14 protein-coding genes are annotated in these 12,475 nt (G+C 63.9%); 2 read left to right on the top strand and 12 right to left on the bottom strand.

The window, feature by feature from the left end:
• Positions 1-83: 83 nt before the first annotated feature.
• A complete protein-coding gene (gene tsaB, locus ISP15_RS13640) occupies positions 84-785 on the top strand; it encodes a tRNA (adenosine(37)-N6)-threonylcarbamoyltransferase complex dimerization subunit type 1 TsaB (RefSeq protein WP_404548121.1) in 702 nt (233 codons plus the stop codon).
• Between the two features lie 25 nt (positions 786-810).
• On the opposite strand, the gene ISP15_RS13635 is transcribed toward tsaB, so the two are convergent.
• Positions 811-1,854 carry a YeiH family protein gene (locus tag ISP15_RS13635; protein ID WP_404548119.1) on the bottom strand — a complete coding sequence of 348 codons (1,044 nt, stop codon included), beginning with the start codon at positions 1,852-1,854 and terminating at the stop codon, positions 811-813.
• 89 nt (positions 1,855-1,943) lie between these two features.
• On the opposite strand from ISP15_RS13635, the gene ISP15_RS13630 reads away from it, so the two are divergent.
• Positions 1,944-2,822, top strand: a complete 879-nt coding sequence (locus ISP15_RS13630) for a LysR family transcriptional regulator (RefSeq protein WP_404548117.1) — start codon at positions 1,944-1,946, stop codon at positions 2,820-2,822.
• Positions 2,823-2,927: 105 nt separating this feature from the next.
• Here the strand turns inward: ISP15_RS13630 and ptsP are convergent, their stop codons facing one another.
• The 11 genes from ptsP to ISP15_RS13575 form a co-directional block, all read right to left on the bottom strand.
• Complete coding sequence (ptsP, locus tag ISP15_RS13625; protein WP_404548113.1) at positions 2,928-4,667, bottom strand: phosphoenolpyruvate--protein phosphotransferase; 1,740 nt, start codon at positions 4,665-4,667, stop codon at positions 2,928-2,930.
• Positions 4,668-4,796: 129 nt separating this feature from the next.
• Entirely contained in the window at positions 4,797-5,066 is a 270-nt protein-coding gene (locus ISP15_RS13620; protein ID WP_404548111.1) for an HPr family phosphocarrier protein, read from the bottom strand.
• The gene (locus ISP15_RS13615) at positions 5,059-5,451 is read right to left on the bottom strand and encodes a PTS sugar transporter subunit IIA (RefSeq protein ID WP_404548109.1); all 393 of its coding nucleotides are present in this window, start codon (positions 5,449-5,451) and stop codon (positions 5,059-5,061) included. Before ISP15_RS13615 ends, ISP15_RS13620 begins: the two co-directional genes overlap by 8 nt.
• A 43-nt stretch (positions 5,452-5,494) precedes the next feature.
• Entirely contained in the window at positions 5,495-6,388 is an 894-nt protein-coding gene (gene rapZ / locus ISP15_RS13610) for an RNase adapter RapZ (RefSeq protein WP_404548107.1), read from the bottom strand.
• 4 nt (positions 6,389-6,392) lie between these two features.
• A complete protein-coding gene (gene hprK / locus ISP15_RS13605) occupies positions 6,393-7,343 on the bottom strand; it encodes an HPr(Ser) kinase/phosphatase (RefSeq protein ID WP_404548105.1) in 951 nt (316 codons plus the stop codon).
• A 136-nt stretch (positions 7,344-7,479) separates the two neighbouring features.
• The gene (gene hpf, locus ISP15_RS13600; protein WP_404548103.1) at positions 7,480-7,803 is read right to left on the bottom strand and encodes a ribosome hibernation-promoting factor, HPF/YfiA family; all 324 of its coding nucleotides are present in this window, start codon (positions 7,801-7,803) and stop codon (positions 7,480-7,482) included.
• 552 nt (positions 7,804-8,355) lie between these two features.
• The gene (locus ISP15_RS13595) at positions 8,356-9,819 is read right to left on the bottom strand and encodes an RNA polymerase factor sigma-54 (RefSeq protein ID WP_404548101.1); all 1,464 of its coding nucleotides are present in this window, start codon (positions 9,817-9,819) and stop codon (positions 8,356-8,358) included.
• A gap of 143 nt (positions 9,820-9,962) precedes the next feature.
• Positions 9,963-10,682 carry an LPS export ABC transporter ATP-binding protein gene (gene lptB, locus ISP15_RS13590; RefSeq protein ID WP_404548098.1) on the bottom strand — a complete coding sequence of 240 codons (720 nt, stop codon included), beginning with the start codon at positions 10,680-10,682 and terminating at the stop codon, positions 9,963-9,965.
• A 7-nt stretch (positions 10,683-10,689) separates the two neighbouring features.
• Positions 10,690-11,286: a lipopolysaccharide transport periplasmic protein LptA gene (lptA, locus tag ISP15_RS13585; protein ID WP_404548095.1), complete on the bottom strand. Its 597-nt coding sequence runs from the start codon at positions 11,284-11,286 to the stop codon at positions 10,690-10,692.
• Positions 11,258-11,932, bottom strand: coding sequence for an LPS export ABC transporter periplasmic protein LptC (gene lptC / locus ISP15_RS13580; protein ID WP_404548093.1), 675 nt, complete (start codon positions 11,930-11,932; stop codon positions 11,258-11,260). Before lptC ends, lptA begins: the two co-directional genes overlap by 29 nt.
• A complete protein-coding gene (locus tag ISP15_RS13575) occupies positions 11,929-12,471 on the bottom strand; it encodes a KdsC family phosphatase (RefSeq protein ID WP_404548091.1) in 543 nt (180 codons plus the stop codon). Before ISP15_RS13575 ends, lptC begins: the two co-directional genes overlap by 4 nt.
• Positions 12,472-12,475: the final 4 nt, after the last annotated feature.

Below are 12,475 nucleotides of genomic sequence, written 5' to 3'. Positions count from 1 at the left end.
GTTCATGGGCTTGCCGGATACCACGGTGCCTCGAAGGGAGGGGCGGTGCCGCGCCCGGGCGCCATCTCTGCGAGAATGGCGCGATGAATCTGCTCGCTATCGAAACCGCCACCGAAGCCTGTTCCGTCGCGCTGGTGCACGGCGAAACGGTTATCGCCCGAACCGAACTTGCTCCTCGCCGGCACGCTGAGCGCGTGCTGCCGATGGCGGATGAATTGCTGGCCGAAGCCGGTATCGGCAAGCACGCGCTGGACGCTATCGCGGTCGGTCGCGGGCCTGGCGCGTTCACCGGTGTGCGCCTGGCGGTGTCGCTGGCGCAGGGCATGGCGCTGGCGTTGGACTTGCCGGTGGTAACCGTTTCATCGCTGGCGGCGCTGGCGCTGGAGGCACCGGAGGGTGAGGATGGCGCGGCGATCCTGGCGGTGATCGATGCCCGCATGGGCGAGATCTATGCGGCCAGCTATCGGCGCGACGACAACGGCGGCCTGGTTGCGCTGGACGAGGAGCGTGTCGGCACGGCCGATTCGCTGCTCCTGCCGCCAGCGCATGCGTGGCGAGTGGTCGGCACCGGCTGGACTGTTTACGCGGAAGCCTTGCGCGCCAGGCTGGGCGCGGAGCCGGTTTCAGCAGATGGCGCCTGCTTTCCGCAGGCGCGTCATGTGGCGACGTTGGCCGTAGCCGAATTCAAGGCGGGGCGTGCGCACGCGCCGGAGCTCGCGTTGCCGGTATACCTGCGCGACAAAGTGGCGTTAACCATGGCCGAACGTGCGCCGCGCGATCCGTAACAGCATCGCGATCTTCCATTTCCGGTCACAGTTGCCCGATCACCCACTGCACCAGCAGGCTGCTGATCGATACCGCCGCCCATACTCCCAGGCCCAGCAGGATCGGTCGCGCACCGGTGGAGGCCATCTTGCGCAGGTTGGCGGACAGGCCGATCGCGGTCAGTGCCACGATGATCATGAATTCCGCCGCCAGGTGGATCGCCGGCAAGAGCACGCCCGGCACGAAACCCAGGGTACGTATCGCCGAGGCCACCAGGAACCACAGGATGAACCAGGGAAAGATACGCGCCAGGCTGAAATGGTCGGCGGTGCCCGCCTGCTTCGCCGCGCGTTTTTCGCGCACCGCTACGGCGATGGCCAGGATCAGGCAGACCGGAATGATCAAGGTGGCGCGCGTCAGCTTCACGATGGTGGCGAAATCGCCGGCCGCCTTGCTGTAGCTGTAACCCGCAGCCACCACGGAGGAGGTGTCGTTGATCGCGGTGCCCGCCCACATGCCGAAGCCGAGGTCCGACAGATGCATCAGGTGCCCAAGCAGCGGGAACAGCAGCACGGCCACCACGTTGAACAGGAAGATGGTGGAGATCGCAAACGCCGTGTCGTGATCGTCGGGCTTGATGATCGGCGTGACCGCGGCAATGGCCGAGCCGCCGCAGATGGCCGTACCCACGCCGATCAGCACCTTCAGCTTGTCATGCACCTTCAGCATGCGGCCGAGCAGCAGGGCACTGATGAAGGCTACCGACATGGTTACCAGGGTCACCGACAACGATTGCAGGCCCGTGCGCGCCACCTGGGTCAGGCTGAGCCCGAAGCCGAGCGCGATGATCGACCATTGCAGGATCTGCTTGCTGGCGAACTGGATGCCGGGATTGAAGCCGTCCGATGGCGCGAGCAGATTGCGCACCGTCATGCCGAGCAGGATGCCGAACACCGGTCCACCGATCAGCGGCAGGACCTGGCCCAGGTACCAGGCGAGCAGGGAAATACCGAGCGCCAGCAACAGGCCCGATGCGCGCAGGCGCAGGGCAGGGAAAAGGGCGGCGGGGGAAACCGATACGGCGTTCATGGCGGTGGCCTTGGGGACTGGATGCATTGTCCTCGGCGCAGCCTATTAGGAAAATTTGAAATATCTAATCAAGCCTATAAACTAAGCTGATGCTAAATGTCAGCCTGCGCCAGCTCGAAGTTTTTGTGCAAATCGCGATGCATGGCAGCGTGCGTGCCGCCGCCGAACGGCTCTACCTGACCCAGCCGGCAGCCAGCATGGCGCTGGCGGAAATGGAGCGGCAGCTGGATGCGCCGGTCTTCGACCGTGAACGCGGACGCCTGCGGCTCAATGCGCGCGGGCGGGAATTGTTGCCGCTGGCACAGGAGCTGCTCGAACGCCACGCTGAATTCGGGCGCCGGGCTAGCGGCAAGACCACGTCGCTGGCGGGCGACCTGCGGATTGGCGCGAGCAATACGGTCGGCAATTACCGGGTAGGCGAGTTGCTGGGCGAGTTCGTCAGGGCCCACCCGCAGGTGGCGATCCGCCTGCGCGTGGCCAATACCGGCGATATCGCCGCCGCCTTGCTCGACCACAGCCTGGATGTGGGCTGTGTGGAAGGTCCGGTGACGCATCCATTGCTCGAAGTGCGTCCCTGGCGCGATGACGCGCTGGTGGTGTGCGCGCCGCCAGGCCATGCGCTCGCCAGGAAGCGCGGTCTCAAGCCCGAACATTTCGCCGGCGCGCGCTGGGTGTTGCGCGAACCCGGTTCGGCCACGCGCGCCACCAGTGAGCGGGCGCTTGCCCAACTGCCGCCTGGCGAGACGGTGATGGAACTGGACCAGATCGAGGCGATCAAGCAAGCGGTCACGGCAGGGCTGGGCATTGCCTGCTTGCCGGAAGTGGCGGTAACGGACGCCGTGGCGACAGGACGGCTGGTTGCGCTCAAAACGCCGTTCCTGGATCTTCGGCGCAAGCTCTCGATCCTGCTGCATCGGGAAAAATACCGCGGCGCCGCGCTGGAGGCGTTCCTGCATTCGGTGGCATGAGTTTTCGCCGCTGTGCCGCGATGCGTGGCCAGCCGGCTCCCATGAACTTCGGTGCGCCGCCGTGACCAAAGCGCCGCGAGTGGAATCAACGCAGGGCAGAGGTGGTTACGGTGCGCAACCCACGATGGCTGCCAACAGCGATTCTGCTTCCTCGTGCGTGCGTGCACGAATCAGCTTGGGAGCCTGGCTGCGCAATACGCCATGGTCGAGCGTGGCCAGACGATCGCGCACGTGCAGAATGCGGCTGGGATGCATGCTGAATTCGCACAGGCCCAGTGCCAGCAGCAGGGCGGTGAACTGGACGTCGCCGCCGATCTCGCCGCACAGGCTCACTGGCTTGCCGGCGCGGCGACCGGCGGAGATCACGTGCGAGAGCAGGCGCAGCAGGGCGGGCTGCAGCGGGTTGTAGATATTTTCCAAAGCGTCGTTACCGCGATCGGCAGCGAGCACGTACTGCGCCAGATCGTTGGTGCCGATCGCCAGGAAGTCGGCGTGCTCGAGCAATGCGCGCACGTTGATCGCCGCGGCAGGCACTTCGATCATCGCGCCCAGCGCCAGCTTTTCCGGCAGGTCCACGTTCTCGCGCTTGAGTTCCTGCCGCGCCAGCTTGAACAGCGTGCGCACGGCGATCAGTTCGTCTGGCTGGGTCACCATCGGCACCAGCACGCGCACCGGCCCATAGCAGGCAGCGCGCAGGATCGCGCGAATCTGCGTGGTAAACACTGCCGGATGGCGCAGCGAAAGGCGCACGCCGCGGACGCCCAGCGCGGGGTTTTCCTCGCCACGAATCACCAGTCCGGCGGCATCGGCCTTATCCGCACCCAGATCGAGGGTGCGGATGGTAACTGGCGCGCCACCCATGCCGAGGACTACATCGCGATAGGCGATGAATTGCTCGTCTTCCGACGGCAGGCCCTTGTGCCGCAAGAACAGGAATTCGGTGCGATACAGGCCGATGCCATCCGCGCCGCGCGTGCGCGCCAGTGCGACATCGCTGGCGGATTCAGCATTGGCCAGCAGGCGCATGTCGATGCCGTCGCGGGTGCGCGTGGGCGCATTGGCCAGGCTGGCGAGGCGACGGCCTTCCTGGGCGGCCTCGCGCTGCCAGGCGCGATAGCGGGCCAGATCCTGCGCGGTGGGATGTACCACCGCCTCGCCATGCTCGGTATCGAGCAGGATCAGGTCGTCGTCATGAATGGTCGACAGCGCATCGCGGGTGCCAACCAGCATCGGCAGGCTGAGACTGCGCGCCAGGATCGCGCTGTGCGAATAGGGGCTGCCCGAGCTGGTGATCACGCCGAGCAGGCCGTTCCCCGCCAGGTGCGCCATGTCGGCGGGAGCCAAAGTATCGGCGACCAGGATCTCGCCGACGCGCGCGGCAAGCTTGCGTTCTTCCACGCTGGTCTGGCGTTGCAGCGCCGAGATCACGCGGCCGATGACCTGGTCGATGTCCTCCATGCGGCTGCGCAGGTAGGGATCGTCCATGGCGCCGAATACGCCGGCAAGACGGTCGCGCTGCTTCTTCAGGGCGGCACCGGCGCGGTAACGGCCGATGGTGATCATTTCGTCCAGGCCGCGCAACAACTCGGCATCATCGAGCAGCAGGCTGTGCGCGTCGATGAATTCATTGACCTCGCGTGCCAGCGCGCCATGCAGCTTGCCGCGCAGCTCGTGCAGTTCCAGGCGCGCGGTATCGAGCGCGGCATGCAGCCGCTCCAGTTCCGACGGGATGTCCTCTTCGCTCAATGGGCGTGTATCGACCAGATAGCGGCTGGGCTGGACCAGCCGTGCGCGGCCAAGCGTCATGCCGCGCGAAGCCATCGTGCCGGCGAGGATTTGCCTCATGGACTGGCCCCGGTCGGCGCATACATCGCGAATCGCGATTCGTGGATGGGAAGCGCCCAGGCCCACGCACCCGGAGACGGTGAGGCCGGCATTCCCGATTCGCGACGTGCGATTCCCGAGTCGATCATCTTACGCCCCTTCGTCGAATTTACGATTGAACAAATCCAGCACCGCATCGAGTGCCGCCGATTCGTCCGGCCCGTCAGCGCGCACGATGAGCGGCGTACCGATGCCCGCGGCCAGCATCATGACGCCCATGATGCTTTGCGCATTCACTTCGCGACCTTTGCTGACCAGCCACACGGTGGATTTGAAACCTTGCACGAGCTGCACCAGTTTTGCCGATGCGCGGGCATGCAAGCCAAGTTTGTTGGAGACGACGAGTTCTTTTTCAAGCATGGTCTATGAAGATTCCTCCGCGGCCGCCGCTGGCCGCGATTTCCGCAAGTTCATCCAGCGGCTTGTCGGCGTAATTGAGTACGCGCAGCAACATGGGCAAGTTCAATCCCGAAACGCAACGCAGCCTCACGCCCACCGTACTGAGCGATAAGCCGATATTGCAGGGCGTGGCGCCGTAAAGGTCGGCCAGCACCAGCACCCCCTCGCCGTGATCCAGCTCGCGCGCATGCTTGGCGGTCAGCGTGCGCATCACATCCGGATCGGACCGTGCGGGCACTTCCACGGTGGCGACCCGCAGCGGCAGTTTCGGCAGCACGTGACGTGCGGCTTTCACCAGCGCCTGCCCGACCGACTCGTGGGTCATCAACAGCACGCCAACAGTCATGACACGGCGGCTTTGATTGGGCTTGTCAGTGACAGCATGGGACTCACTCAAGTTCACGATGGAAAGTCAGGACGCTTTCGCGGCCAGTGCGATAGTGCGCGGCAAGTTTTTCGACCAGATAGACCGAACGGTGGCGGCCACCGGTACAGCCGATGGAAATAGTGACATAGCTGCGGTCGTCCGCTTCGAAGCGCGGCAGCCAGGCGTCCAGCCAGCGCGCGGTATCGGTGAAGTACTCCCCGACCACTGGTTGCCGTTCGAGAAACTCGCGTACCGGGCCGTCCTTGCCGGACAACGGGCGCAGCGTGGGTTCCCAATGCGGGTTGGGCAGGCAGCGCGCGTCGAAAACGAAGTCCGAATCCAGCGGCAGTCCGCGTCGAAAAGCGAACGATTGAAACATCAGGGTCAGACCGGCGGTGGTCTGCGCGTAGCCGGTGGCAATCAGGCGACGAAGTTGATGCACATTCAAGTCGCTGGAATCGATTACGCGCTCGGCGATTGCCATCAACGGCCGCAGCCGGCGACGTTCCTCGGCGATCGCGTCGGCCAGCGACATGCCACGTATCGCAAGAGGATGGCGGCGGCGGGTTTCCGAATAGCGCTTGATCAGGACCGCGTCGTTGCAGTCGAGGAAGATCAGGTGTACGTGCACGGTGGCGGCAAGCGCCGATAGCACCCGGGGCATGTGCTGGAAATCTTCATCGCGATTGCGCACGTCCACGCCGACGGCGATGCGCCGGCGATGGCTGTCGCCACGTGTCGCCGCTTCGACCAGCTGCGGCAGCAGGGCGCTGGGCAGGTTGTCTACGCAGTAGAACTCCAGATCTTCCAATGCGCGCAGGGCAACGGTCTTGCCGCCGCCGGACATGCCGGTCAACACCACCAGATGGATGGCATCCGGATCGTCGTTGGAGATAAGGCCTTCGTATTGGCTCATAGGATTACCAAGGCGGAAGTCGACGCATCTGGTGGGCCTGGCGGTCCATGAAGCTCTGGGCCGGGTCGATGCCCTTGCTCTTGAGCATATGGCTGCGCACGGCGGCCTCCACCAGCACGGCCAGGTTGCGGCCGGGTGCGACGGGCAGGGTGATCATCGGTACCTGGACATCGAAAATCTCGCGATGGCCTACGTCGCCAGTGAGGCGCGTCAGTCCATCGGTGTATTCGCCATCGCGCAACGGTTTGAGGTGCACGACCAGGCGAAGGTATTTGGATGGCTTTACGGATGTATGACCGAACATCTCACGCACGTTGAGCACGCCCAGTCCACGTACTTCCAGCAGGTCCTGCAGCAGTTCCGGGCAGGCGCCGTCGATGACATCGGGCGCGATCAGGGTGAACTCCGGCGCGTCGTCCGCCACCAGCCGGTGGCCGCGACTGATCAGTTCAAGCGCCAGTTCGCTCTTGCCGGAGCCGGCTTCCCCGGTGATAAGCACGCCGATCGAGAACACTTCCAGCAGCACGCCGTGCAAGGTGACGCGCGGTGCCATGGAACGCGCGAGATGGTATTGCATCCATGTCAGCAACTCGTGGCCCCGTTTGGTGCTGATCCACAGCGGGGTGTCGGTTTCTTCCGCCACTTCGCGCAGATCCGCGGGAATCGTCTGGTCTTTGGTGACGATGAAAGCAACCGGCTGCGTGGCGGCCGCCTTGTGGATGACTTCCCAGCGCTGGCGCGAGTCGAGGCTGTCGAGGTAGCTCAGTTCCTCGGTGCCGACGATCTGGATCTTGTTCGGATAGATGACGTTGAGATAGCCCACCAGCGATGGGCGGCGCGCCGGCGTGGAGCCGTATTCCAGCACGCGCCCTTCACCGCGCACGCCTGCGATCCAGCGCAAGGCCATGCGCTCGTGGATGTCATCGAAGAGTTGTCGTGCAGTAAGCCGGTCCACGGACGTTCCTTTGCGCCGCAGGGCTGCCTGTTCGGGGGCGGCGGCAGGAACATTGTGCCAGTTTGGGCGATGCGGCGGGTTGTGGCCGGGTGCTGGAAGGATAAAAGCCCGCCCCGGGAGGGGCGGGCCGGCGGTATCAAACGTATTGGCGAACCTCGCGTACTTCACGCTGGTGCTTGTCACACAGCTTTTCACGGTAGCGACGCAGCTGGTTCACGAGTTTGTCGAACAGGATATCGATCGAGGCGTACATGTCGCTCTCGGTGGCTTCGGCGTGCAGCGCGTTGCCGGCCACGCTGATGGTTCCTTCGGCCCGCTGCTGCAGTTTGTTGATCGAAAGCACGATGTTCAGGCTGACGATGCGGTCGTCGAGGCGGGTCAATCGATCGAGCTTGGCCGTGACGTGGTCGCGCAGGGCCTGGGTGACATCGATCCTTTGACCACTGAGTTGGAATTGCATGGTGCGCCTCCTTCTAGAGCTGGCCGCCAGCGGCGGCGTTGGTCGACGCGCCGATCGCCGTGAACACGATCATTGCGTCGTGAAGCTAAACCGTGAAGCCAAACCTTACTCTCAGAGATGGGATCGTTCCATTAAGTCGCAAGTTCCCGACTTAAGGATGCTCTGATCAATGCTACGTAGGCGGCATGATGTCCAGAAGGCTCGCAGAGTGTGTTGTGCGGCGCCGGGAAGACTGGCCGTCTTGCCAAGCCGCGCGGCGCACTCTGCGAGCCTTCTGGTCATCACCCCATCGCTTTAAATTCAACATGTTGGGGCCAGCTCTGTCTGTCCGCATCCCTTCCTCGCTCCTTAAAGCCGAGTGCATCCATGCACTCTCCCCGCGTGCGGTCCGTCGTCTCGACAGCCAGCCAGTCTGCCTTCCTCGCTCCTCAAAGCCGGGTACATCCATGTACCCTCCCCGCGTGCGCCGACGAACCTATGGTCTGCGAACAGACAGAGCTGGTGACGCCTGCGTAGCATTGATCAGAGCATCCTTAACGGTACCGGCGTGATTCAGCTGTTGCGCTGTCGTTCACTGGAACTGGGGATGCGCAGGATTTCCCGGTACTTGGCGACGGTGCGTCGCGCCACCTGAATGCCCTTGCCGTGCAACGCTTCGGCGAGCGCCTGGTCGGACAGGGGCTTGCGCGGGTCTTCCTGGTCGACCAGCTTGCGTAGCATGGCCTGGATCGCGGTGGCCGATGCACTGCCGCCATCCTCGGTGGAAACGCCGCTGGAAAAGAAATACTTCAGTTCGTATGTTCCGCGCGGCGTATGGATGTACTTGCGAGTGGTGACACGTGAAATGGTTGACTCATGCATGCCCACCTCCTCGGCTACCTCGCGCAGCACCAGCGGCTGCATCGCTTCCGGACCATAGTCGAGGAAGGCGCTTTGCCGACGCACGATGGCTTCCGCCACCTTGAGCAAGGTCTCGGCCCGTGATTCCAGGCTCTTGATGAGCCAGCGCGCTTCCTGCAATTGCCCGCGCATCCAACTGGCGTCGTCGCTGCGCGCCTGGGCGATCAGGTTGCAGTAATGCTGGTTGAGGCTCAGCTTGGGCTGACTGTCGGGATTGAGGGCAACCCGCCAGCGCGTGCCTTCCTTGCGCGCATAGGCGTCGGGGGCGACGTACTCGACCGGCGTGGTATCCATGGCCGCGCCCGGACGCGGGTCCAGGCTGCGAATCAGGATGGCCGCGCCGGCGGTTTCGTCCTCGCTGGCATGCAACCGCCGCGCGAGCTTGGCCATGTCGTTGCGGGCAAGCAGTTCCAGTTCGCTCTCGACGATGCGCAAGGCCAGGTCGCGGTATGGCGTGGCGGGATCGAACTGTTCCAGCTGCGCGCGCAGGCAATCGGGAAGATCGATGCTGGCCACGCCAGCAGGATCGAAGTGTTGCAGCCGGCGCCGCACGCTCTCCACTTCCTCGGCAGTGGCTTTCAAGTGTGGCGGCAGCGCGGCGAGCACGGCATCCATGCCTTCGGCCAGATAGCCATCCGTATTCAGCGCGTCGATCAGCACCGTGGCGATGGCCTTGGCGCGCGGTTCCATCGGCGTGAGGTTGAGCTGCCACAGCAGGTGCTCCTGCAACGATTCGGCCGCCGCGTTCTGCGGTTCCATGCCTTCATCGTCGTGGTTGTTCGAGCCGCTGCCGCTGCCGTTGCCGGAAGAAAAATCGATCGGTTCGTCGGAACGGATGTCAGGTTCGGTCCATTCCGGTACTTCATCGTTATCGTTGCTGGATGAGGTATCGCTGCCTGGCGCCGAAGCCTTGATGTCGAACTCGCTTTCGCCTTCGGCCTCGTCCTGCTCGGCATCGGCATCTTCGGCAAATTCAAGCAACGGATTGCTTTCGGCAAGTTGGCGCAACTCGGCGGCCAGCTCCAACTGCGACAACTGCAGCAGCCGGATGGCTTGCTGCAATTGCGGCGTGAGAGCCAGCTGTTGATTAAGGCGGAACTGAAGTCCGGGTTTCATGCCTGCCAAAGGGGTGACGTTGGCATCATCCTAACCCTTCAACGGAAGACCGGCCATAGCTGCCGGAGCCGGAATGGCCGCCTGTGCATGGCGATGTGAAACGGCGCAATGTTGCGGCTTGTGCGAGCGATTTAGTTGGAGTATTACAAGCGGAATTCGCGGCCCAGATAGACCTCGCGTACCTTTTCGTCGGCCAGGATATGCGCCGGGGTACCGCGCGAGAGCACCTCGCCCTCGTTCATGATGTAGGCGCGGTCGCAGATGCCCAGCGTCTCGCGCACGTTATGGTCGGTGATCAGCACGCCGATGCCGCGTTCCTTGAGATGGCGCACGATGCGCTGGATTTCGCCGACCGAGATCGGGTCGACGCCGGCGAACGGTTCGTCCAGCAACATGTAGCGCGGCTGCGCGGCCAACGCGCGGGCGATCTCCACGCGGCGGCGCTCGCCGCCGGACAGGCTGATGCCTTTTTGCCCGGCGATGTGCGAGATCTTCAGTTCGTCCAGCAGGCTCTCCAGCTCGGCGTCGCGCTTGCGCTGGTCGAGGCCTTCGCGCAGCTCCAGCACGGCCATGATGTTATCGGCCACGCTGAGGCGCCGGAATACCGAGGCCTCCTGTGGCAGGTAGCCGATGCCCAGCTTGGCGCGGGCATGCATGGGCAGGCCCGTGATGTCCTGTTTGTCGAGCTTGATCGCCCCGCCATCGGCCTCGATCAGGCCGACGATCATGTAGAAGCAGGTGGTTTTGCCGGCGCCGTTGGGGCCGAGCAGGCCCACCACTTCGCCCTGGCGGATCGAGAACGCGAAATCGCGCACGACCTGGCGCGCGCGGAAACTTTTTTGCAGGCCTTCAGCGGAAAGCATGTAGCGGTTATCCCTTGGTCGGCGCGCTGCTGGCAGGCGCCGGTGCGGTGGAGGCCGGAGCCGGCTTGGCCGTGCTCGAGGCAGGAGCGCCGGGTTTGGCGGGTGTACTGCCCGCGGGCGCCGGGTGTTTGGGCGTAACCGGTTTCTGCTTCGGCAGGAACGTCATATGTACCGGGCCTTCGTTACCGCTTTCGCCGACGATGTAACCGGTGTTCTGGTTGTAGGTGAGCTTGGCGCCAAAGGACTCGCCCTTGGTGGCCTGCCAGATGTGCGCGTGCCCGGTGAGGATCGCGACGCCGTTGACGTTGTCGTAATACAGCTGATCCGCATCGCCCGTCATGAGGTTGCCGTTGTCGTCGATCTGTTCGATATGCGGCTGCTTCTTCGGCGTCGCGGTCACGGTGATGTGATCGACGGATGTGTCTTCCTTCGCGGTGTAAATCTTTGCGAGCTGTCCGGTCAGCTTCATCGTCCCCTGCGTAATCAGGACATTGCCTGTTAGCGTGGTGACGGAGTTGGGTGCGTTGTAGCCGTCCATATGATCGGCATGCACGACGTTGATCGGCTGGTTGCGATCATCCTGTCTGGCCAGTGCCGGCTGCATGAGCAATAGCCCGGCAGTCAATAGGCTTAGCCGTAGCATTGTTCTGGCTGGAATAGATCGTGCCATGCACTTCATGAAGCAGCTCCAGGTGATTGTCGTTGAGACTGGCACGCATGCCGACCCCGTTCATTACGCTTGCTCCCTGCGTCATGGTGGCCGGATCCGCGGTTTCCATGCGGTTCTCTTTCGGCCAGCCGGTGACATTGGAGGTGCATAATGTTGACACGGGATTTGCTTTCCCCGCGAGCACGTAGGCCGGCCGCTGCATGTACATCGAACCATCCAGTCGCATCAGCGTGCCGCTCTTATTGACCCAGCCGTAGGGTGCGTTGCCATGCCAGTCCGGCACGCCGGGTTTCTTGGCGGTGATGTCGAACACTGGCGCATTGATGTACAGCGATTCGTCCCCGCCACGGCGATCCATGCGCGGCGAGGTCATGGTGAAGCTCAGCAGCCCGGTGACGTCGTAGCTCCATACCTTGGAGTTGTAGAGCACGTAGTCGGAAATGGGCGGGCCGATGAAATCGCTGACCGCGGGCGCGCCCACGACCCAGCGTTGCAGCATCCAGCTCGCCGGCGCGGCAATGGCCAGCAGCACGATGGCGACGGTGGTGCGGTTGTCGCGCAGGTATCGGCGCACGTTCACCGCCAGCGCTCCTGTTCGGCCGCGCTCTTGCCCTGTGCGTGCAGGATGAGATCGCATACTTCGCGCACCGCGCCCAGGCCGCCGCCCAGGCGCGTGCGCCAATGAGCCTGCTCGGCTACCCACGGATGCGCATTGGCTACCGCGATGGCAAGTCCGGCGAGGTTCATCGCGGGCAGGTCGGGCAGGTCGTCGCCGACGAAGGCGGCCTGTTCGGGTTGCAGCTTCAGCGCTTCAAGTATTTGCCGCAGGCATTCGCGCTTGTCGCCCTGGCCCTGGTAGACGTGGGCGATATCCAGTTCTTCCGCACGCAGCGCCACCGGGTGGCTGATGCGCGCGCTGACGATGGCTACCTGCACGCCATGCGCCTGCAGCAGTTTCAGGCCGAGGCCATCGTGCACGTGGAAAACCTTGGTTTCGTGTCCGCCCTCGCTGTACCAGAGGCGGCCGTCGGTCAGCGTGCCGTCGACGTCGAACGCCGCCAGGCGGATGTTGGCGGCGCGGGCAAGCAGGTCGGCGGGAAGGTCGGAGAGGTAAGGCATGCGA

The sequence above is a fragment of the Dyella jejuensis genome (genome assembly GCF_044904675.1).
Classification (GTDB): domain Bacteria; phylum Pseudomonadota; class Gammaproteobacteria; order Xanthomonadales; family Rhodanobacteraceae; genus Dyella_B; species Dyella_B jejuensis.
This window is presented reverse-complemented; position numbering and strand designations above follow the sequence as displayed.